The following is a 19,707-nucleotide window of genomic DNA, read 5'->3' on the forward strand; positions in this document are numbered from 1 at the left end:
GTATAATCTGCGGATCCCGAGTACCGCGTAAATCGAGCGGCCATGCCCCTCAGAGAAGATGCCGCGCCGGATCTGTCCGGCCTCATCGAGCTGTCCCGCGATCCGGCCCTCGATCTGAAGCCGGTGGTGCTTCGGGTGCAGACGGACCTGTTCGTCGCCGCGCCGCATCGCGATCGGGTCACCCTGCAATCCTTCTCCGCCCTCGCGACCGGGCTCATCCCGATCGTCGACGAGGAGACGGCCCTCATCGTCGCCCACAAGCTACGGGCCTGCCCGGACACGCCCGAAACCGTGCTCGAGGCGCTTGCGGCCCGCGGCGGCGCCATCCGCGACGCCGTCCGTGCACCCGCGCCGGGGGCAAAGCCCGCTGCTCCGGCCGCGAAAGCCGGCGGCAACGCCGCGCCCGCCGCCGACGTCGCGGCCGACCTCGCCCTCCTGGAGGATCCCGGCCGTCTCCTGCGCGGGACGTCGCTCAACCGGATGATCGCCCGGGCCCGCCGCGACGGCGCCCTGGCGCGGCGGCTCCTGGCCCGCGCCGAGCTGCCGCCGGCGGAGCTGGCCCCGCTCTTCCTGCATGCCGATCCCCCGATGCGGGCGGCGATGCGCGACGCGGTCGCCATGACCGCCGGCCTGCGCCCCGCCCCCGCGGCCCCGCGGGATCTCGGCCCGCGCCTCACCGCGGCCTCCGAAGAGAAGGACGTGGCGACCTTCGTCGCGACCCTGGCGGAGAGCCTCGGCATCCCGAAGACCTTCCTCGCGGCCGCGCCCGACGCACAGGGCCGCTACGACCTGCTGACCCTGTGCCTGCGGGCCGCCGGCCTCACCGAGGAAGAGGCGGTTTTCGTCTTCCTCACCCTCAACGAGGCGGTGGCGCAATCGGTGGAGCGGGTCTTCGCCCTGACGGAGCTGTTCCGCTCGACCAGCCGCGCCGCCGCCCGGGACCTCGTCTCCGCGATCCTCGACCAGCCGCTTCCCGAGCGGGCGGGCGGGGAGCACGTGCCCTATCACGGCCCGGAGAGCACCAAGTCCCGCGGCGCGGCCCCCGCCGCCGAGCGGGCACCCCTGCGCACGACTCTGCCCGGCCGGCCGCGCCGGACCGTCTGACCGGTCGCCTCACTCGGCGAGATCGAGGCGGTGGCGGCCCTCGCGGTCGTCGATCTCCACGATCCAGAGATCCCCGTCGAAGCGGATCTCCTTGGCGATGCGCGCCTCGACATCCGGGCTGTCCGCCCGCTCCATCAGGGGCGCGAAGCGGCGCTCGCCGGAGGTTTCCTGATCGAACAGGGCCTGGGGCGCGGGGCCGTAGAGATCGGCCGTGCCGTCGAGGCGATCCACCTTCACGAAGATCGCCCCCGCCTCCGGCGAGCCGCGACGGCGCTGGACGGCGGGGATACCCTCGACGTCGAGACGGCGCAGATGCGCCGACACCCAGAAATCCGAACGAAGCCGTGCCATGCGCAGCTTGTAGCGGCTTCGTGGCGTTTTGGGAGCTTGGAGAATCCTATCCCTGCGGGAGGCCGGCCTTGGCGGCGAGCTCGCGCAGGGTCTTCCCCGCCGGTTGGCCGGTGACGGCGAGCTTGCGGTCGCGCTCGAACTTCTCGATCGCGGCCCGGGTGCCCGGCCCCATCAGCCCGTCCTCCTTGAGGGGGCCGTAGCCGAGCTTGACCAGGGCGCGCTGCGCCCGGGCGACCGCGGGATCCGCCTTGGGCGTGACCGAGGCGGTCGTCTCGGGGCGGGTCTTGATGATCTCGCCGATCGCGTCGTGCGGGACGGGCTTCGCGGCCTCCGCGGCTTCCTTCGGCCGGGGCGGCTCGGCGGCTTTCACCGCCGCAGGCTCCTCGGGGGCGGCCTTGGCGGGGGGAGGCGCGGCCTTCTTCGGCTCCGCCTTGGCCACGGCCTGGGGCAGGATCGGCGCCGGGTGGCGGCCGACCTGGAAGCCGAGGGCGTTCAGGGCGACGTAGGCCGCCGCCGCCAGCGCGGCGAGGGTGCCCAGGGTCTCGCCGGGATGCGCGATGCCGATGCGGCCGAGCTTGGCGGCGAAGGCGAGCATGCCGCCGGAGGCACCCGCCGCCTGCGTCCGGGGCAGGGGTCGGCGGCCGGGCGGCTTGCCGGCGGCGGGGCGGCTCGCCCGCATGTCACCGGGGACGACGATGTCCCGCTGGTCCCGACGCGGCGTCGGCTCGCGCATCATCTCGCTCCGAGTTCGGGGAAGGCGCGGCCCAGGGAGGCGGCGGTCTGGGACATCCGCTTCACCCCGCGCGCCGCAGGGGCACCGCGCCCTGCCAGTCGTTCAGGGGCGCGGCATCGAACAGGCCCGCCGGGATCCGGGGCACCGCGGCCTCGGCGAAGGGCGCCTGCCCGCGCAGGGTCGCCCGGATCGGGGCCGGCTGGGCCGGGTCGCGGACGCGCCCGCAAGCGAGGGGCAGCGTCACCGCCACCGTGGTGCCCTGGCCCGGCGCGCTCTCCACGGAGACCGAGCCGCCATGCAGGCCCGCAAGCCCGCGCACCACGGAGAGGCCGAGGCCGGTCCCCTCGTGGCTGCGGCCGTAGCCGCCATTGGCCTGGAAGAAGGGCTCCCCGAGGCGCGGCAGGTCGGCCTCGGCGATGCCGACGCCCTCATCGGACACGACGAGATCGAGATAGCCGCCGCCACGGCGCACGAGCAACTCGACGCTGCCGCCGCGGGGCGTGAACTTCACCGCGTTCGAGATCAGGTTGATCAGGATCTGGCGGCAGGCCCGGGCATCGGCCACGAAGTCGGCCCCCGCGGGCACTGGGCCGCGCACGAGCCGCACCCCGGCATTCTCCGCCTTCAGCCGCATCAGGTCGCAGCAGCCGTCGAGCAGGGCGGCGATCTCGATCGGCTCGGGGGAGAACTCGAAAGTGCCGCTGCGGATGCGCGAGATGTCGAGCAGCGTGTTCACCACCTCGAGGAGGTGACGGCCGGAATGGCCGATGATCGCGGCGTATTCCCGGGCGCGCTCCGGCGAGAGCGTCACGGCGCCCTCCCCCGCCAGCACGTCGGAGAAACCGATGATCGCGTTGAGCGGCGTGCGCAGCTCGTGGCTGACCGTGGCGAGGAACTGCGTCTTGGCCGCATCCGCCCGCTCCGCCTCGGCCCGGGCCTGGTCGAGCTCGTCGGCGTGGCGGCGGTGCTCGCTCACGTCCCGGGTCACCGCGACGACGGTCGAGCCTTCGGCGGCGAACGCTCCCTCGATCCGGTGGGCGCGCATCTCCGCGAAGAGGGTGCGGGTGCCGTCGGCCCGGGGCGCATCGAGATGCAGGCGGAAGGGCACACTCGCCGGCTGCCCGGAGGCGGCGACGTCGCTCAGGGCCTTCAGCAGGGCCGGCCGGTCGCCGATATGGACCCGGTCGAGCAGGCCGTAGCCCTTCAGCCGGGCGGCGTCCGTGCCCACGAAACGCGTGGCGGAGGCACTCGCCTCCAGCACCCGGCCGTTGGCGTCGTGCCAGGTGACGAGGTCGTCGATCGCCGAGAGCAGCAGCTGGTCGCGGGCCTCGTTGCCGCGCATGGTGCTGCGCCACTCGCTGTCGCGGCGCATATGCTCGATCGCCTGGGCGGCGACATGGCCGATGGCGGTGATGGCGAAGACGGGCGTGGCGATGCTGCTCGGCCAGCCGATCGCGGCCACGTCCGGGCCGAGATGCCCGACCAGCGCGATGGCGAGCGCCCCGAGGGCGGCGATGAGGGAGGCGGCGAAGGTCGCCCGGCGGGAGCCGGAGGCGATGGCCTCCAGCGGCACCGCCACGAGCCAGATCGCCGCGGCGGATTCCGCGCCGCCGGTCAGGGCGGCGAGGCAGACCACGAGCCCGGTCAGGCCGGCGGAGGAGAGGGCATGGGCCAGCCAGAGGCTGCCGGTGCGCGACAGGACCACGGCGGCGACGACGGGCAGCAGGAGGCTCGCGATGGCGAGCGCCTCGAGGCCGCTCGGCACGCCGCGCCAGAGCAGGTAGGGCGGCAGCGCCGCCATCATCACGGCGCCCGTCGCGAGGCGCGAGACCAGAAACCGCTCGTGACGCGAGCGGACGGCCGGCTCGTCGAGAACCGACTCGTGCACGAGGCCCGCGAGGCGGGCATCGAACAGGCTGGCCAAGGTACCGTTGATACGCAACACCGACACGCACAGCGCTCCCGGCCGCCCAAGGAAGGCGGCCACGATCCGCGCTCCCTCAGCTCGTCGCTTCGACTTGGCCGAACCTTCCCAGAGGCGGTTTAAGCGAGGATGAAAGCGATACGGCGCATCCCCGGAATCATGGGCCGGGAAACCGGAATTTCCCGGCTAACGCCAAGGTCGGGCTACCCGCCAAGCCGCTGATTTCACGCCCCTCGTGAATGCGGGGCCTTCAAAGGCAAGGCTTCGTTCACCACGCCTACGCTTTCGGGCGCGAACACGTCTTCAGGTTCATTTCCCGATGCGATCGTGAGCTTCGAAGAGGCTGCCCGGGAACGGTGTGGCCCAAAGTTGTTGCGGATCCTGACGATGTCGTTCCTGCTGCGGGCAAGCCTCGTGATCGGGGTGCTCTCCTATCTCGCCGCCACGCGCGGGGGCGAGGCGCCGGCCCTGCCGAAGGTCAGCCTCACCGCCTCGGACGCGGCCGCCCTTCTGGACGCGGTTCCCGAGGCGACGCGGCAGCGCCTGCTGAAGGAGGGTTCGGCCGAGCTCGCCCGGCGCCTCGCCGCGCCCCCCGCCTCGACCGATACCTTGAACGACAACGACCGGCACCCGGCCTGGCGCGGGGTCGTGGATCACTGAGACGCGGGTCCGCATCCTGGCCAGGGAGCCGCCACGCCCCTAGGTTCGACGGCATCGGCCAGACCCCCGCCTCGTCCGATCCGATCGGTGCGGAGGCTCCGGCTTCTCGTGACGACGCGCTTTCCGTCGACGAACCGCCTTTGCTTCGTCGGAAAGCGCGCCAGGGAGACGGGCGCGCATGTTCGGGTTCGGGACCGAATACGAAGGTCTTGCCTTCTGGCTTCCCCTGGTCTGGTCCGCGCTGCTGGCGCTCGCCGTCGCCATGTACGTGGTGATCGACGGATTCGATCTCGGCGTCGGCATCCTGTTCACCGCGGCGCGGCCGGGCAACTGGCGCGACCGGATGATGCTCTCGGTGGCTCCGATCTGGGACGGCAACGAGACCTGGCTGGTGCTCGGCGGCGGCGGCCTCTTCGCGGTGTTCTCGGTCGCCTACGCCATCCTGCTGCCGGCGCTCTACCTGCCGCTGATCCTGATGCTGATCGCCCTGATCTTCCGCGGCGTCGCCTTCGAGTTCCGCTTCAAGGCCGAAACCTCGCAGCCGATCTGGGACAACGCATTCCATTACGGCTCGCTGGTCGCGACCTTCGCCCAGGGCATGGTGCTCGGCGCCTTCGTGCAGGGCTTCCAGATCGAGGGGCGCGGCTTCACCGGGGGCGCCCTCGACTGGCTCACCCCGTTCAGCGTGATGACCGGCATCGGCCTCGTCTGCGGCTACGGGCTCCTCGGCGCGACCTGGTGCGTGATGAAGACCTCCGGCGAGCTGGAGATCTGGTCGCGGATCAAGGCCAAGCAGTTCCTGGCCGGCACCGTGATCTCCATGGCGATCGTGAGCGCCTGGGTGCCCTTCCTCGGCCGCGACATCCAGTGGCGCTGGTTCTCCTGGCCGAACGTCCTGTTCGTGGCCCCCGTCCCGCTGCTGACGGCCTTCGTCTGCTGGCGGATCTGGAAGAACCTGGAGGACGGCCGCACGGCCTCGCCCTTCCTCCAGACGATCGCGCTGTTCCTGCTCGGCTTCCTCGGCCTCGCGATCAGCCTGTTCCCCTATATCGTGCCGCCGTCCATGACGATCTGGCAGGCGGCGAACGCGACCTCGGCGCTGCAATTCGCCCTGATCGGCTATTCCGTCGTCATGCCGATGACGCTCGCCTACACCGCCTATGCCTATTGGGTGTTCCGCGGAAAGCTCGAAGAGAACGTCGATCCGGGGAGCTACCACTGAGCGCGCCGGGCGGAGCGCGGCGCCTGCTCTGGTTCGCCGCCTTCTACACGGCGAGCCTGATCGTATTCACGGCGCTCGTCTACCTGCTGCGCCACGTCGTGCGCGGTTGACGGGGCCTCTCAGCCCCAGAGGGCTGGCTCCGGCGGATGGATCGTGCTGCCCTCGAAATGCAGGGCCGGATCGCGGTCGCGGGCGAGCAGGAGCGGGCCGTCGAGATCGACATAGGCCGCCCGGTCGGCGAGCAGCATGGCCGGCGCCATGGCGAGCGAGGTGCCGACCATGCAGCCGACCATCAGCGAAAAGCCCCGCGCCCGGGCCTCCTCGGCAAGCAGGATCGCCTCGGTGAGGCCGCCGGCCTTGTCGAGCTTGATGTTGATCGCGTCGTAGCGCCGGGCCAGGGCGTCGAGCCCGGCCCGGTCGTGCAGGCTCTCGTCGGCGCAGATCGGGATGGTGCGGTCGATCTCAGCGAGCAAGCCGTCCTCGCCCGCCGGCAAGGGCTGCTCGATCAGGCCGACCCCGGCCGCCTTGCAGGCGGCGAGATTGGCTTCCATCGTCTCCGGCCGCCAGGCCTCGTTGGCATCGACGATCAGGCGGGATTCCGGGGCGCCCCGGCGCACGGCGGCGATCCGCTCCGGATCGCCCTCCCCCCCGAGCTTCACCTTGAGAAGCGGCCGCTGCGCGGCGGCGCGGGCGGCGGCCTCCATCGACTCCGGCGTGCCGAGGCTGAGCGTGTAGGCGGTGGTGGCGGGACGGGGCGCGGAGAGGCCGGCAAGGGCCCAGGCCGGCTTTCCGGACCGCTTCGCCTCGAGATCCCACAGGGCGCAGTCGAGGGCGTTGCGGGCCGCACCCGGCTTCATCCGCTCGAGCAGATCGGCCCGGGTCGCCCCGGCCGCGATGACCTGCGCCTGTTCGGCGAGCAGGGCGCTCACGCTCTCCACCGTCTCGCCGTAGCGGGCATAGGGCACGCATTCGCCCCGGCCGCGCAGAGCCCCCTCCTCCACCGTGGCGACCACCACCACGGCCTCGGTCCGGCTGCCGCGGGCGATGGTGAAGGCCCCCGCGATCGGGAAGCGCTCGACGGCGACGGTGAGGCGGCGGGACATGGAGGGTCTCAGGGCGCGGGGAACGCGGCGGCGATCCGGTCGACGATGGGCTCGACGCCGAAGCGCACGGGATCGGTCGCGGGCAGGTCGTGCTCGGCGGCGAGATCGGCGAGCAGCCGGCGCGCCTCGTCCTCGGAGAGCGCCTGCGTGTTCACAGCGATGCCGACCGGGCGGATGTCGGGATTGGTCAGGCGGCCGCAAAGAACGGTCAGATCGATGACCTGACGGAGGCTCGGCAGGGGATGCTGCACCCCGCGCATCCTGGTGCGGGTCGGCTCGTGGCAGATCACGAAGGCATCGGCCTGGGCGCCGTGGAGCAGGCCGAGGCTGACGCCGGCGAAGGAGGGATGGAACAGGGAGCCCTGCCCCTCGATCAGGTCCCAATGCTCGGGCGAAGCGGCCGGGGCGATCCACTCGACCGCGCCGGAGATGAAATCCGCCACCACCGCGTCGATGGCGACGCCCCGGCCGGAGATGAACACGCCGGTCTGGCCGGTCGCGCGGAAATCCGCGTCGAAGCCGCGCGCGCGCATGCCGCGCTCCAGGGCGAGGGCGGTGTATTTCTTCCCGACCGAGCAATCGGTGCCGACGGTGAGCAGGCGCCGGCCGGGGCGCCGCGTGCCCTTGCCCGTCTCGAAAGTCTCGGTGGTGTGGCGCACGTCGTGGAGCTGGCGCCCGTGCCGCTCGGCGGCGCGCGCGATCTCGGGAACGGCGCCGAGGCGCACGTGCAGGCCGCTCGCCACGTCGAGGCCGGCCTCGATCGCGGCCACGATCCGGGAGACCCAGTGCGGCGGCAGCCGCCCCCCCGCATTGACCACCCCCACCACCAGGGTGCGGCAGCCCTTGGCCACCGCCTCGTCGAGGGTGAGGTCCGGGATGCCGAGATCGGCGGCGCAGCCCTCCATGCGCAGCTGGCCGACGCACCATTCCGGGCGCCAGTCGGCGATCCCGTAGGCGGTCTTGGCGGCCAGCCGGTCGGGCACGTCGCCCAGGAACATCAGGTAGGGCGTGGCGATCTGCATGCAGCGGCATCCCCGCGACTCGGTCCCGCCTTCGTCTATGCGCGATCCGTGCCCGTCGCGCCACGGGCTGCGACGCGATCACGCTTCGACGATCTCGCTCCCGCAGCACGGTTCGGGCCTTGCGGTCGTGCCACGGTTGCGCTTGGCTCCCGGCGCATTCGAGGGAGACCATGCGCGCGATGAAGATGTACGGCAATTGGCGCTCGGCGGCCGCGTTCCGGGTGCGGATGGCGCTGAACCTCAAGGGCATCGCCTGCGAGGAGATCTTCATCGACCTCGATGCCGGCGACCAGCACAAGCCGGAATTCCGCACGATCAACCCGCAGGGCGCGGTGCCGGCCCTGTTCGACGGCGACGGGCCGCCCCTGACCCAGTCGCTGGCCATCCTCGACTATCTCGAGGAGACGCATCCGGAGGTGCCGCTGCTGCCGCAGAACCCGCGGGAGCGGGCGCGGGCGCGCTCCCTGGCCCAGCTCGTGGCCTGCGACACCCACCCGCTCTACGTGCCGCGGGTGCGCAACTTCCTGATGGAGAATTACGGCCTGTCGCGGGAGCGCATGCTGGAATTCCTGCGCAACGCCTTCACCACCGGCCTCGGCGTCCTGGAGACGCGGCTCGCGCAGGAGCCGGGCACCGGCCGGTTCTGCCAGGGCGACGCGATCAGCCACGCCGATCTCTGCCTCGTCAGCCTCTGGGTCGGAACGGGCATCTTCGGGATCCCGACCGAGCCCTATCCCACCGTGAAGCGCATCGCCGAGGCCTGCCTCTCGGTCGAGGCGATCGCCCGGGCGCACCCCCTGCGCCAGCCCGGCGCGCCGTCATGACGGCTGTGCGGAGAGGATAGGATTAAATTTTTCCAGTCATGATATGAGCGGTGCCGGGCGAAGCAGCGTTGGCGTGAAGACCAAGGCACGAGCTTCAAGGGGTGAGCGGGGCGCGCATGGTTCCGGTTGAAACGGTCACGGACCTCCACAAGATCGTCGTCGTCGGCGGGGGCGCCGCGGGGCTCGAATTGGTGACGAAGCTCGGCAACCGCTATGGCCGGAAGGGCAAGGCCCACGTCACCCTGGTCGACCGCTCGCGCACCCATATCTGGAAGCCGCTCCTGCACGAGGTCGCGGCGGGCAGCCTCGATATCGGCCACCACGCGGTCGATTACCTGCACCACGCCCACGAGCACCATTTCCGCTACCGCATCGGCGAGATGACGGGGCTCAACCGCGCCGACAAGCTCGTCGAGCTCGCCGCGAGCTTCGACGCGGAGGGGCGCGAGGTCACGCCGAAGCGCACCATCGCCTACGACACGCTGATCATGGCGGTGGGCTCCACCACCAACGATTTCGGCACCCCGGGGGTGCAGGAGCACGCCATCGCCCTGGACACCAAGGACCAGGCGGTGCGCTTCCACCAGCGCCTGATCAACGCGATGCTGCGCGTCCACACCCAGGCCGGCCCGGTGCGGCCCGGTCAGCTCCACGTCGTCGTGATCGGCGCCGGGGCCACCGGCACGGAGCTCGCCGCGGAGCTGCACCGCACCACCCGCGAGGTCGCCAAGACCGGCCTCGACCGGATCGACCCGGCCAAGGACCTGAAGATCACCCTGGTGGAGGCGGCCGACCGCATCCTGCCGGCGGTGCCGGAGCGGCTCTCCGGCGAGGTGATGGCGCTGCTCTCGAAGATTGGCGTGGATGTCCGCGTGAAGGCGCGGGTGACCGAGGTGCGCGCCGAGGGCGTGCAGCTCGCCGATGGCGGCTTCATTCCCTCCGAGCTGGTCGTCTGGGCGGCGGGCGTGAAGGGGCCGAACTTCCTGCACGGCCTCGGCGGCCTGGAGACGACCCGCAGCAACCAGCTCGTCGTCACCCCGACGCTGCAGACCACCCGGGACCCCGACATCTTCGCCATCGGCGACTGCGCCTATCTGGTCGAGCAGGGCTCGGACCGGCCGATCCCGCCCCGGGCCCAGGCCGCACACCAGCAGGCCTCCCATCTGCTGAGCCAGATCCCGAACAAGCTCGCCGGCCGGCCGCTCAAGCCGTTCCGGTACCGCGACTTCGGCTCCCTGGTCTCGCTCGGCGAGTACACCACCGTCGGCAACCTGATGGGCTTCATCCAGGGGAAGAACATGTTCATCGCCGGGCTATTCGCCCGGGTGATGTACCGCTCGCTCTACAAGATGCACGAGATGGCGGTGAACGGCACCTGGAAGACCGCCCTCGACTCGCTCGCGCGGGCGCTCACCCGGCGCACCGTGCCGCGGGTGAAGCTGCATTGAGGGCGGCCCGATGAGCGCCGAGGAGGACGAGGGCCGCCCGAAGCGCGTCGCCCGGCATGAGGTCGGCCAGCGCCTCGACGACCTCTCCGTCGAGGAGATCGGCGAGCGGATCGCGCTGCTGCGCACCGAGATCGATCGCCTGGAGGCGGCCAAGAAGGCCAAGCAAGCGGCCCGCGCCGCGGCGGGGTCGATCTTCAAGCTGTAGAGGTGCTGTAAAGGTGCGCCTGCGCACGCGGGCGGCGGCGGGAGGCTCGGAAAGCCGGGCGGGCGTGATAGAGGGGCGCCCGCCGGGATCTCGCCAGGGATCCCGAAAAGAAAACAGCACGTCCGAGCCGCGATGCCGCCGATCATCTCGATCCGAGACCTCTCGAAGGTCTACGCCTCGGGCCTCCAGGCGCTGAAGGCGATCAACCTCGACATCCGCGAGGGCGAGATCTTCGCCCTGCTCGGGCCGAACGGCGCGGGCAAGTCGACCCTCATCAACGTCATCTGCGGCATCGTCACCCCGAGCACGGGCAGCGTCACCGTGGACGGGCACGACATCCTGAAGGATTTCCGGGCCGCCCGCGCGCGCATCGGCCTCGTGCCCCAGGAGCTGACCACCGACGCCTTCGAGAAGGTGATCGCCACGGTGAGCTTCACCCGCGGCCTGTTCGGCCTGCGCAAGGATCCCGGCCATATCGAGCGGGTGCTGCGCGACCTCTCCCTCTGGGAGAAGCGCGAGAGCCGGATCATGACCCTGTCCGGGGGCATGAAGCGCCGGGTGCTCATCGCCAAGGCGCTGGCGCACGAGCCGCGCGTCCTCTTCCTCGACGAGCCGACGGCGGGCGTCGACGTGGAGTTGCGCAAGGACATGTGGCGGCTGGTGCGCCGTCTGCGCGACCAGGGCGTCACGGTGATCCTCACCACCCACTACATCGAGGAAGCCGAGGAGATGGCCGACCGCGTCGGCGTGATCCGCAAGGGCGAGATCATCCTCGTCGAGGAGAAGCGGGAGCTGATGCGCAAGCTCGGGCGCAAGCAGCTGACACTGCACCTCCAGAGCCCCGTCGCCGCCCTGCCCCCGGCGCTTGCGGGATACGACCTCGCCCTGTCGCAGGACGGCCAGACGCTGACCTACACCTACGACACCCAGTCCGAGCGCACCGGCATCACCCCGCTCCTGAACGCGCTCTCGGAGGCGGGCCTCGCCTTCAACGACTTGCAGACCAGCCAGAGCTCGCTCGAGGACATCTTCGTCGATCTCGTCAGGGAGCACGCATGAACTGGCCCGCGGTCAAGGCCATCTTCGCCTTCGAGATGGCCCGCTTCTGGCGCACGGCGTTGCAGAGCATCGTCGCGCCGGTCATCGCCACCTCGCTCTATTTCGTGGTCTTCGGCGCGGCGATCGGCGCGCGGGTGACGGCGGTGGACGGCATCGCCTACGGCGCCTTCATCGTGCCGGGGCTGATGATGCTCTCGCTCCTGACGCAGAGCATCTCCAACGCCGCCTTCGGCATCTACTTCCCGCGCTTCGCCGGCACGATCTACGAGCTGCTCTCGGCCCCGGTCTCCGCCTACGAGATCGTGGCGGGCTATGTCGGCGCGGCGGCGACGAAATCGATGGTGATCGGCCTGATCATCCTCGCCACCGCCGCCCTGTTCGTGCCGCTGCACATCGCGCATCCGGTCTGGATGGTGGGCTTCCTGGTGCTGACGGCGGTGACCTTCAGCCTGTTCGGATTCCTGATCGGGCTCTGGGCGGACGGATTCGAGAAGCTGCAGCTGGTGCCGCTGCTGATCGTGACGCCGCTCACCTTTCTCGGGGGCAGCTTCTACTCGATCGAGATGCTGCCGCCCTTCTGGCGGACGGTGAGCCTCGTCAACCCGGTCGTCTACCTGATCAGCGGCTTCCGCTGGAGCTTCTTCGGCAAGGGCGACGTCAGCGTCGGCATCAGCCTGACGATGACCTTCCTGTTCCTGGCCCTCTGCCTCGCGGCGGTCGCCTGGATCTTCAAGACCGGCTACCGGCTGAAGAGCTGAGCCGGATCAGGGCCGCGCGTCGAGGAAGTCCAGCACGCCCTTGCGGTGCAGCCGGTCGCCGACCGCGGTGGAATGGTCGCGGTTGGGCAGTTCCAGCATCTGCGCGTTGGGGATGAGCGCGGCGAGGCCCGGGCCGGAACCCGCCACCGTGTCGAGGGTGCCGACGGAGACGAGGGTCGGCACCTCGATGCCGGACAGCTCCGCCCGCGACAGGGTCTGGCGCGAGCCGCGGATGCAGGCGGCGAGCGCCCGCAGGTCGCTCTTGGTCTGCTCCGCGAAGGTGCGGAAGGCCGCCGCGGTCGGGTCGGCCGCCGGCGTGCCGGCCGGCGCTTCCAGGGCGTCGGCGATGCCCTGCGGCAGGCCCCGGCCCTCGACGAGATGCATGCCGATGCCGCCGAGCAGGGCCGAGCGCACCCGCGCCGCATGGTCGAGGGCGAGGAACGCGGTGATGCGCGCGCCCATGGAGTAGCCCATCACGTCGGCCCGCTCGATGCCGAGATGGTCGAGAAGGCGCACCGCGTCGGCGGCCATCAGGTCCGTGCCGTAGTCGCCCGGATCGTAGAGCTTGCCGCTCTGGCCGTGGCCGCGATTGTCGAGGGCGATCACCCGGCGCCCCGCCTCGGAGAGGGTGCGCACCCAGAGCGTGTTCACCCAGTTCACGGCATGGTTCGAGGCGAAGCCGTGGATGAGCAGGATCGGCTCGCCCGAGCTCCCCTTCGCCGGCTCCTTCGGGGCCACGTCGATATAGGCGATGGAGACGCCGTCGGAATCGAAGCTCTGCATGGGAAGCCTCTTGCCGCGAGCGGCGTGCAAAAGTCAAAGCTGTGCGAAATGCTTGCGGGGCCGCCCGCGCGCTGGCATCACGCGGCCGCGATGACAGACCTCCAGCCCTACGGCACCTACGCTCCCACCGGCCTCGTCGCGCGCATCGCCGCGCATACGCAGACCCTCTCCCCCCAAAGCTGGCGCGGGCGCCGCACCGCCATGCTCCTGCGCCGCATCGCGATCTCGATGCTGCGGGGCAAGCCCCTCGACGTGGAGCGCTACGGCGCCCGGATGCGGCTGCACCCCTACAACAACAATTGCGAGAAGAAGGTGCTGTTCACGCCGCAATTCTTCGACCCGGAGGAGCGGGCGCTGCTCAAGGCCCGCCTGCCCGAGAATGCGGTCTTCCTCGATATCGGGGCCAATATCGGGGCCTATGCCCTGTTCGTGGCGGCCTTTGCCGGGCGGAAGGCCCGCATCCTCGCCGTCGAGCCGCAGCCCGACGTGTTCGACAAGCTGATCTACAATATCGGCCAGAATCCCTTCGGCACGATCAAGGCGGTCGCCTGCGCCATCGCCGACAAGGCCGGCGAGCTGACCCTGTTCATCGATCCGCGCAACCGCGGCGAATCGAGCGTGAAGATCGTCGGCACCAACCAGGGCGCGGAGATCCGCGTGCCGGCCATGACCCTGCTCGGCCTGTGCCAGAGCGAGGACATCACCCACATCGACGCGATCAAGCTCGACGTGGAGGGGGCGGAGGACCTGATCCTGGAGCCGTTCCTGCGCGAAGCGCCGGGCAGCCTGCACCCGAACCTGATCGTGGTGGAGAACGGCACCGACCAGTGGCAGCTCGACCTGCCGAAGCTGCTGGAGAGCTACGGCTACCGGCGCATCGCCCAGACCCGGCTCAATCTCGTCTTCGAGCGCATCAGTCAGGGCTGACGATCGGGATCTCCTCCGCGATCGCGACGCCCTCCGGCCCGACCGCGCAGACATAGGCATGGGCCTCGACACCCGCCGCGCGGGCGGCACGGAAGGCCTTGTCGAAGGCCGGGTCGATGTCGCGGGCGACATCGAAGGCCTCGGCCCGCATCTGCACGACGACGATCAGCAGGGCCCGGCCGCCCTGGGCCACCACATCGGCGAGCTCGGCCATGTGCCGGGCGCTCCGCGCCGCCTTGCAATCCGGGAACTCGGCGAGGCCGGCCCGGCGCATCAGGTGGCAGTTCTTCACCTCGACATGGCAGGGCGGCAGCCCCTCCCCCGTGGCCAGGAAGTCGACCCGGCTGGCCTTGCCGTAGGCGACCTCGGGGCGGAAGCCCGCATAGCCCGCGAGCGGCGCGAGCCGGCCCTCGCGAAAGGCCTCCGCCACCAGGGCATTGGGGCGGCTCGTGTTGATGCCGACCCATTGCGGGCCGCCCGGCAGGTCCGCCTCCACCAGCTCCCAGGAATGGGCGAGCTTGCGGGCCGGGTTGGTGGAACGGGAGAGAAGGACCCGGCTGCCCGGCGCGTTGAGCCCGAGCATCGCGCCGGGATTGGCGCAATGGGCCGTGATCAGGCTGCCATCGGCGAGTTCGACATCGGCGAGGAAGCGCTTGTAGCGCTGGACGAGGCGGCCCTCGGTCAGAGCTTCGGGGAAACGCATCGGGATACCTTGGCTTTGCCGCGCGAGAGCCGTGCCCGCTCACGTAGCGACAGCCGAGTCGGTATCCGGCGACATCGATCCCGACAACAGGCGCGTCCATCCGATCCCGTCCTTGCGCAAGCGGGCTTCGCGCCGAGCGGCCCAAGCGACTGTTCGGGGTCGATGGAACGGCGGTGAGGACCCCGGCTCACTTGCGGGCTTGATGTCCCCAGAAGCTAACGCTCTCTCATCCGCCATCGCGCCGAGGAGCATACCCGATGCGGACGGGATCAAGTGACAAGAGGTGACTGACTAGTGGCGGGCATGGGTAGCCGCCACGGGTCGCGCATACGCTTCGCTTATCGTGTCGACCGTTCTTGGCGCCAGAAAGCTACACCCAGAAGGCGAGCGCGGGGACCAAAAAGGGTGATGTGCCAAGCAGGGTCACAACGGAGAAGACGATCATTCGCTTTATCCTCGTAAATCCAGGAGAATTGCTTGAAAGAAAGCCGCTGATATCCGGCAAAATCCGCATACGCCCTTAGGTAATTTGTGGACGTGCCGAAAGACACAATTTCCCACCAAGATGCGTCAGCCTGCGTCACCGACTCAACAACGAGGCGACCATCGACCGAGGCTCAGGCCGGCGGTGTTGCGCGACGTGCTCGCCCGACGAGAAAGAGCATCCAACAAAGTGTCTTTACACACGCCGGGGATCGGACAAGGCGAGATATTCAATCATCAGGCCACTCGCCAGATGCGCTGGCACGGTTGCAAAGCAGGATTGGTTCAAATTTTACCAATCAACGACGTGATGATGGAGCCGACATGAAGTTCACCGTTCTTGCTGCCGCAGTCAGCATCGCAGCTTTCAGCCCAGTCCCCTCGTTCGCTCGGATTCTGCCAATATCGTTCGACAACGATGATTCGACACAGACCATCAGAAGCGAACTGATCCAGAGGCAGAGTGAGGCGAAAATCTCGAAGGAAGTTGATCAAAAGAAGCTCTTTGGACATTTTATTTCTGCGAAACCAATCGCAACGGATATTTGCCCTAGCACAGAATAATATTTATTTCGACGCGTTGAAGTCCGGGCTGTAGGCGGCAGGTAGAGTAGCTTGGACTCGATGGCCCCGCGCGCACCGGCCACCCGATGAGCCTGCCGGTTGTCGAGGATGACGGGGTCGCCGGGTCTGAGCACGGGCACGAGCATGTCGGCGACGTAGGCCCGGAAGCGGGCATCGCTGGTCGCTCCATCAATAGGGTGGTGGCACACGGGCCATCGCTGCGCAGGGCGGCGGGGCCCGACCGTGGCGGCGCGCCATGTCGGTGTCCGCCGCCGTCGCGTCGAGGAAGACCGGCCTGTCGGGATCGAGGGCGTCCGCACCCCGTTGCGCACCGGCAAAGGCTGGTGGCGGCCGGCATTTCCGCTAGCTTCTGCGGCGATCGTCCTCCACCTCAAGAGCCCCGATGCCCGACACCCTCGTTACCGCCGCCATCCTCGTCATCGGCGACGAGATCCTGTCCGGGCGCACCAAGGACAAGAACATCGGCGCCATCGCCGACCGCCTGACCGAAACGGGCATCGACCTGCGCGAGGTGCGCATCGTCCCCGACGAGCAGGCGGAGATCGTCGCCGCGGTGAACGCCCTGCGCGCGCGCTACACCTATCTGTTCACCACCGGCGGCATCGGCCCGACCCACGACGACATCACCGCCGACAGCGTCGCCGCCGCCTTCGGGGTCGGGATCGATGTCGACGAGCGCGCCCGCGCCATGCTGCTGGAGCGGCACAAGCCGGAGGACCTCAACGAGGCGCGCCTGCGCATGGCCCGCATCCCCTTCGGGGCCGACCTCATCGCCAACCCGATCTCGAAGGCGCCGGGCTTCCGCATCGGCAACGTCTTCGTCATGGCCGGCGTGCCGCAGATCATGAACGCCATGCTCGACGAGATCGTCCCGACGCTGACCTCGAACGCGCCGGTGATCGCGCGGACCCTCGAGGCCGCCAACACCCCGGAGGGCACCTTCGCCGGGGCCCTGGCGCTGATCGCCAAGGCCCATGCCAGCGTCTCGATCGGCTCCTATCCCTCGATGACGCCACAGGGCTTCCTGAACCGCATCGTGGTGCGCGGGCGCGATGCCGCCGCGGTCGAGGCCGCCGCCACGGAGGTGGAAGCGATGCTGGCCGGGCTGACGCGATGAGTTAGGCGAAAATTCTTCTCTCTCGGAGCGGACGAGCCCTCTGTCGCGTTGAGGGGCACGCCTCCCCCGCGAGAGAACCATGGACGACGAGGAACGCGCCCACGCCGCCGACAAGCGTCAGCACCAGGAGGAGGAGGTCGCCGACGCCCACCGTCCCGATGCCCTGATCCTGCACGAGATCATCCGGCGCGAGGGCGAGGAGGAGCTGCGGCGCACGGCGCTGGCCCTGTCCCTCTCCGGCTTCGCCGCCGGGCTCACGATGGGCTTCTCGCTGATCGTGCCCGGCGTGCTCAAGGCGCATCTGCCGGAATCGCCCTGGGCCGAGCTGGTCTCCAGCTTCGGCTACTCGATCGGCTTCCTGATCGTGGTGCTGGGGCGCCAGCAGCTCTTCACCGAGAACACCGTCACCCCGATCCTGCCGCTCCTGAACGAGCGCAGCCTCGGCAACCTCGCCCGGGTGGGGCGGCTCTGGGCCATCGTGCTGGCGACGAACATCGTCGCGACCTTCGTCATCGCCTCCGTGCTCGCCCATACCGACGCGTTCAAGCCGGAGGTGCGCGAGGCCTTCTCCGAATTGAGCCGCCACGTGGTCGAGTCGTCCTTCGTCACGACCCTGATCAAGGCCGTGTTCGCCGGCTGGCTGATCGCGCTGATGGTCTGGATCCTGCCCGCCACCGGCTCGGCGAGCCCCTTCGTGATCCTGCTGATGACCTGGCTCGTCTCGATGTGCGGCCTCGCCCACATCGTCGCCGGCTCCGTGGACGCCTTCTACCTCGTCCTGACCGGCGAGGCGGGCCTCAGCGACTATGCCTGGAGGTTCTTCCTGCCGACGCTGCTGGGCAACGTCTTCGGCGGCGTGACCCTCGTCTCCGTGCTGAATTACGGGCAGGTCGCGCCGGAGGTGGAGGAGAAGGAGAACCAGGACCGGATGCAGGCCTCCGCCGAGCGCGGCGCCTGAGGCGCTCCCCTCCCGGTCAGGCGCGCGCGCTCAGCAGCGGCAGGCGGGGAACGCGGGCCGAGCCGTCGATGAACTCGTAGCCGCCGGCCGCGCTCAGGGTGTGGAGGCGCGTGCCCGCCCAGAGCGGCCCCGCGGCGATCCGGGTCTCCACCGTCTGGCTGAACCCCTCCAGGTCGAGCCGGTCGATCCGCGCCAGCGCCAGGGCGTTGCCGTAGCCGAAGGTGCAGTCCTGGATCGGGCGGATCAGCTTGCCGCCGCGGGATACGATCGGCCCGGCCGGGCGGGCGGAGGCGATGTCGATGAGCACCGGGTTCTTCGGATGCGGCGTCCACGGCCCGCGGAAATCCGGGGCGGTCCAGAGATGCAGCGTGTCCGAGTAGGAGCCGTGCCCCGCGGGCGCGGTGGCGGGGGCGTGCCGGACGGTGGCGAAGAGCCACCAGCGGCCCCCATGCTCCAGCAGGGTCGCGTCGCTCGCCGCCACGCCCTCCACCAGCGTGCCCTGCTTGACCCAGCCGCCGGGGAAGGCCGTCGCCCGGTAGAGGTCGATGGTGCCGTTGGCGCAGCTCTCCGGCACCATCCAGTGGGCGCCCTCCCGCGCGAAGACGAAGGGATAGGAGAGGTGGTGGGGCTCCTCCAGCACCGGCTCCGGCCGCCCGACCGGCCCCTCCGGGCCGAAGCGCAGGGCGGAGATCACCGCCTTCCCGGTCGCGTGGATGTAATCCTCGACGAACAGGACGCAGCCGTCCCCCTGCGCCACGGCGAAGGGATCGGCGTAGAAGCGCAGCCCGTCGTCCGGCAGGTCGGTCCAGCCGGTCCCGGGATGCCGGCGCAGGTCGATCAGGTCCGGGCCGTCCCGGAGGCGGCGCCAGCCCACGCGCCAATGCGGCGCCCGGTAGCAGAGATGATAGAGCCGCCGCGCGAGGCCCCGGGCGAGCATCCGCCCGCCCCGGCGGGCGAGGTCGAGCCGGGTGAGGTGGATCGGCGGCGGGGGCGGCGGCCGGGCGTCGAGGGTCGGTCCATGGCCAGCCACCGCCGCCTGGATCAGGGTGACGGTGCGGGCGAGCCCGTCCTCGAAGGCGGTGAGGATCAGGCCGCGCACCTCGGTCCCGAGCCGGCCGGCGCAGCACGGGCGCTCCCCCTCGAACAGGGCCACCACCGGCACGCGATTGTCGAGGAGGCTCGCCAGCAGCCCGATCTCGCCGGGCATCCCGTCGAAGGCGAGGCGCCACACGGCCGGCGCGGCCTCGGCCGGCACGTCCCCGCACAGGTCGAGGATCAGGTCCGGCGCTTCGGCCCCGGCCCGGGGCCATGGCGTGGCGACGGCCGGATCGAGGCGCGCGGCGGGGCCGTCGGCGGGGATCCCGTTGAGCAGCGCTTCCAGGCGGAACAGCAGGTCGGCATTGCCGGGCCAGTCCTCGGCGGAGGGGCGCGGATCGATCTCCACCCGCAGGCCGGGCATGGCGGCGAGACGTGCGACGAGCTGCGCATGCCAGCGGCGGGGGCGGCGGCCGTCGTACCGAAGTCTCACTCGCACGGCGCGCCACTCACCCTTGCCACGACTCCCGTCCGCTGTCCGTCCTCCCCCGCCGCGCGGGGCGCACCGGGCAAGCGGCCGGAGACGCGCTCGGCAAGCCGCTCGCGGCAGGAATCCACCCTATGTCCGGCGAGTTACGATTTTGCTGAAGTGCGTCATGCGGCAAGGCTCGTCCCCGTGCCGCATCGCGGGCGGGCAGGCGCG

The 19,707-nt window shown here is 70.4% G+C and carries 20 protein-coding genes and 1 pseudogene; 11 read left to right on the forward strand and 10 right to left on the reverse strand.

Features of this window, described 5'->3' with window-relative positions; all coding sequences use genetic code 11:
* The first annotated feature begins 42 nt into the window (after positions 1 to 42).
* Positions 43 to 1,104 carry a hypothetical protein gene (locus MMB17_RS01500; protein ID WP_241100822.1) on the forward strand — a complete coding sequence of 354 codons (1,062 nt, stop codon included), beginning with the start codon at positions 43 to 45 and terminating at the stop codon, positions 1,102 to 1,104.
* Positions 1,105 to 1,113: 9 nt separating this feature from the next.
* On the opposite strand, the gene MMB17_RS01505 is transcribed toward MMB17_RS01500, so the two are convergent.
* From MMB17_RS01505 to MMB17_RS01515, 3 genes are read right to left on the reverse strand one after another with little or no spacing between them, the layout of a single operon-like run.
* Positions 1,114 to 1,455 carry a DUF1491 family protein gene (locus MMB17_RS01505; protein WP_238312567.1) on the reverse strand — a complete coding sequence of 114 codons (342 nt, stop codon included), beginning with the start codon at positions 1,453 to 1,455 and terminating at the stop codon, positions 1,114 to 1,116.
* A 46-nt stretch (positions 1,456 to 1,501) separates the two neighbouring features.
* Positions 1,502 to 2,191, reverse strand: coding sequence for a peptidoglycan-binding domain-containing protein (locus MMB17_RS01510; protein WP_308445688.1), 690 nt, complete (start codon positions 2,189 to 2,191; stop codon positions 1,502 to 1,504).
* Positions 2,192 to 2,249: 58 nt separating this feature from the next.
* Positions 2,250 to 4,139, reverse strand: coding sequence for a sensor histidine kinase (locus MMB17_RS01515; RefSeq protein WP_241100823.1), 1,890 nt, complete (start codon positions 4,137 to 4,139; stop codon positions 2,250 to 2,252).
* A gap of 360 nt (positions 4,140 to 4,499) precedes the next feature.
* Between MMB17_RS01515 and MMB17_RS01520 the strand changes: the two genes are divergently transcribed.
* Together MMB17_RS01520 and cydB are read left to right on the forward strand one after the other, a co-directional pair.
* On the forward strand, positions 4,500 to 4,772 hold the full coding sequence (locus tag MMB17_RS01520) for a hypothetical protein (protein ID WP_241100824.1): 273 nt from the start codon (positions 4,500 to 4,502) through the stop codon (positions 4,770 to 4,772).
* A 178-nt stretch (positions 4,773 to 4,950) separates the two neighbouring features.
* Complete coding sequence (gene cydB / locus MMB17_RS01525; protein ID WP_238312570.1) at positions 4,951 to 5,994, forward strand: cytochrome d ubiquinol oxidase subunit II; 1,044 nt, start codon at positions 4,951 to 4,953, stop codon at positions 5,992 to 5,994.
* Positions 5,995 to 6,113: 119 nt separating this feature from the next.
* Here cydB and dgcA read toward each other — a convergent pair whose 3' ends face one another.
* Positions 6,114 to 7,097, reverse strand: coding sequence for an N-acetyl-D-Glu racemase DgcA (gene dgcA / locus MMB17_RS01530; RefSeq protein ID WP_241100825.1), 984 nt, complete (start codon positions 7,095 to 7,097; stop codon positions 6,114 to 6,116).
* An 8-nt stretch (positions 7,098 to 7,105) separates the two neighbouring features.
* Positions 7,106 to 8,119: an N-acetyltransferase DgcN gene (dgcN, locus tag MMB17_RS01535; protein ID WP_241100826.1), complete on the reverse strand. Its 1,014-nt coding sequence runs from the start codon at positions 8,117 to 8,119 to the stop codon at positions 7,106 to 7,108.
* 179 nt (positions 8,120 to 8,298) lie between these two features.
* Here dgcN and maiA point away from each other — a divergent pair, with 179 nt between their 5' ends.
* The 5 genes from maiA to MMB17_RS01560 all read left to right on the forward strand — a co-directional run bounded on the left by maiA (position 8,299) and on the right by MMB17_RS01560 (position 12,413).
* On the forward strand, positions 8,299 to 8,943 hold the full coding sequence (gene maiA, locus MMB17_RS01540) for a maleylacetoacetate isomerase (RefSeq protein WP_241102092.1): 645 nt from the start codon (positions 8,299 to 8,301) through the stop codon (positions 8,941 to 8,943).
* A gap of 116 nt (positions 8,944 to 9,059) precedes the next feature.
* Positions 9,060 to 10,391, forward strand: a complete 1,332-nt coding sequence (locus tag MMB17_RS01545) for an NAD(P)/FAD-dependent oxidoreductase (RefSeq protein WP_241100827.1) — start codon at positions 9,060 to 9,062, stop codon at positions 10,389 to 10,391.
* Positions 10,392 to 10,401: 10 nt separating this feature from the next.
* Entirely contained in the window at positions 10,402 to 10,596 is a 195-nt protein-coding gene (locus MMB17_RS01550; protein ID WP_238312573.1) for a DUF1192 domain-containing protein, read from the forward strand.
* 132 nt (positions 10,597 to 10,728) lie between these two features.
* Positions 10,729 to 11,655 carry an ABC transporter ATP-binding protein gene (locus MMB17_RS01555; RefSeq protein WP_241100828.1) on the forward strand — a complete coding sequence of 309 codons (927 nt, stop codon included), beginning with the start codon at positions 10,729 to 10,731 and terminating at the stop codon, positions 11,653 to 11,655.
* Positions 11,652 to 12,413, forward strand: a complete 762-nt coding sequence (locus MMB17_RS01560) for an ABC transporter permease (protein WP_241100829.1) — start codon at positions 11,652 to 11,654, stop codon at positions 12,411 to 12,413. The genes MMB17_RS01555 and MMB17_RS01560 overlap by 4 nt, the downstream gene beginning before the upstream one ends.
* A 6-nt stretch (positions 12,414 to 12,419) precedes the next feature.
* On the opposite strand, the gene MMB17_RS01565 is transcribed toward MMB17_RS01560, so the two are convergent.
* Positions 12,420 to 13,196: an alpha/beta fold hydrolase gene (locus MMB17_RS01565; protein WP_238312576.1), complete on the reverse strand. Its 777-nt coding sequence runs from the start codon at positions 13,194 to 13,196 to the stop codon at positions 12,420 to 12,422.
* 90 nt (positions 13,197 to 13,286) lie between these two features.
* Between MMB17_RS01565 and MMB17_RS01570 the strand changes: the two genes are divergently transcribed.
* Positions 13,287 to 14,123, forward strand: a complete 837-nt coding sequence (locus MMB17_RS01570; protein WP_241100830.1) for an FkbM family methyltransferase — start codon at positions 13,287 to 13,289, stop codon at positions 14,121 to 14,123.
* Here the strand turns inward: MMB17_RS01570 and sfsA are convergent.
* The 3 genes and pseudogenes from sfsA to MMB17_RS01585 form a co-directional block, all read right to left on the reverse strand.
* Positions 14,110 to 14,826, reverse strand: a complete 717-nt coding sequence (gene sfsA, locus MMB17_RS01575; RefSeq protein WP_241100831.1) for a DNA/RNA nuclease SfsA — start codon at positions 14,824 to 14,826, stop codon at positions 14,110 to 14,112. The two genes, MMB17_RS01570 and sfsA, sit on opposite strands and share 14 nt — an antisense overlap.
* A gap of 768 nt (positions 14,827 to 15,594) precedes the next feature.
* Complete coding sequence (locus tag MMB17_RS01580) at positions 15,595 to 15,822, reverse strand: hypothetical protein (protein ID WP_241100832.1); 228 nt, start codon at positions 15,820 to 15,822, stop codon at positions 15,595 to 15,597.
* A 66-nt stretch (positions 15,823 to 15,888) separates the two neighbouring features.
* Positions 15,889 to 16,182, reverse strand: a pseudogene (locus MMB17_RS01585) (transposase); the annotation flags it as partial.
* 94 nt (positions 16,183 to 16,276) lie between these two features.
* On the opposite strand from MMB17_RS01585, the gene MMB17_RS01590 reads away from it, so the two are divergent.
* Together MMB17_RS01590 and MMB17_RS01595 are read left to right on the forward strand one after the other, a co-directional pair.
* On the forward strand, positions 16,277 to 17,011 hold the full coding sequence (locus MMB17_RS01590) for a competence/damage-inducible protein A (RefSeq protein WP_241100833.1): 735 nt from the start codon (positions 16,277 to 16,279) through the stop codon (positions 17,009 to 17,011).
* A 79-nt stretch (positions 17,012 to 17,090) separates the two neighbouring features.
* Positions 17,091 to 17,969: a formate/nitrite transporter family protein gene (locus tag MMB17_RS01595; protein ID WP_241100834.1), complete on the forward strand. Its 879-nt coding sequence runs from the start codon at positions 17,091 to 17,093 to the stop codon at positions 17,967 to 17,969.
* Between the two features lie 16 nt (positions 17,970 to 17,985).
* Here the strand turns inward: MMB17_RS01595 and MMB17_RS01600 are convergent, their stop codons facing one another.
* Complete coding sequence (locus tag MMB17_RS01600; protein ID WP_338041754.1) at positions 17,986 to 19,497, reverse strand: glucosamine inositolphosphorylceramide transferase family protein; 1,512 nt, start codon at positions 19,495 to 19,497, stop codon at positions 17,986 to 17,988.
* Positions 19,498 to 19,707: the final 210 nt, after the last annotated feature.

Origin of the sequence: Methylobacterium organophilum, assembly GCF_022533465.1 — a bacterium.
Lineage (GTDB): Bacteria > Pseudomonadota > Alphaproteobacteria > Rhizobiales > Beijerinckiaceae > Methylobacterium > Methylobacterium organophilum.